Origin of the sequence: Deinococcus radiopugnans ATCC 19172, assembly GCF_006335125.1 — a bacterium.
Taxonomy (GTDB): Bacteria; Deinococcota; Deinococci; order Deinococcales; family Deinococcaceae; genus Deinococcus; species Deinococcus radiopugnans.
The window spans coordinates 1-862 of record NZ_VDMO01000073.1 but is presented as its reverse complement, the minus strand read 5'-3'; the positions used below and the strand labels follow the sequence as shown (position 1 = coordinate 862).

General features: G+C 74.4%; 2 protein-coding genes. Both read right to left on the bottom strand.

Features of this window, described 5'->3' with window-relative positions; translation table 11 throughout:
- Positions 1-21: 21 nt before the first annotated feature.
- Entirely contained in the window at positions 22-111 is a 90-nt protein-coding gene (locus tag FHR04_RS20725) for a potassium-transporting ATPase subunit F (protein WP_139405060.1), read from the bottom strand.
- Between the two features lie 260 nt (positions 112-371).
- The coding region (locus FHR04_RS20720; RefSeq protein WP_139405059.1) for an aldo/keto reductase at positions 372-862 on the bottom strand (491 nt) is incomplete at its 5' end.

Genomic DNA, 862 nt, shown 5'->3' with positions numbered 1-862 from the left:
CGGCGGCCAGCCAGCCGGCCATCAGAACCGCTCCGGCTTCACGAGCGCCCACACCAGGTAGACGACCGCCGCGACGCCGAGCGCCGCCGCGGCGAGGTCGAGCACGATCACAGCCTCTCGACCCCCGCGGCGACGGCGCTCACGAGCGCGAACAGGGCGACCACGGCCGCCACGAGCACCAGGTCCAGCACGAGGGACTCCCGACATCGGTCCTCGTCGACCGGGCCGGGTCGGCACGGGTCGACGGCCCGGTCAGGTGCCGGGCCGTCTCCCATCCGACCCCCGCCGGGGGGCCGCGGCGGCCATCCTCACGGGTTCCATACGACCGCCGGCCGGTTCCTGACGGATCGCGTGCGGACGCCGCCGCGCGGTCAGCCGATCTCGAGCCCGACCGCGCGCGAGCAGCGCTCGCCCTCGTCCGCGGTCAGCGCGAGGTCGGCCGCCGCGGCGGAGTCGGTGATCGACGCCGGCCGCCGCGCGCCGGGGATCGCGACCAGCACCTCGCTCAGCGCGAGCTCCCACGCGAGCACCACCTGCTGCGGGCTGACCTCCCGGGTCTCGCCGATCTCGCGGAACACCGAGAACCGGTCCCCGACGTTCCGCCCGCCGCCGCCGGTGCCGCCCAGCGGGCTCCACGGCAGGAACGCGATCCCGTGCCGCTCGCAGTACCGCAGCTCGTCGTAGCTGCCCGGGTGCCGCGGCGAGAACTCGTTCTGCACGCTGACCAGGCCGCCCTCCCCGAGCACCTGCTGCGCGATCTCGATCTCCTCGACGCTGGCGTTCGAGATGCCGATCTCCCGGATCTTCCCCTCGCGCTTCAGCGTCGCCAGGTTCTCCATCACCTCGCCGTAGACGATCCAGC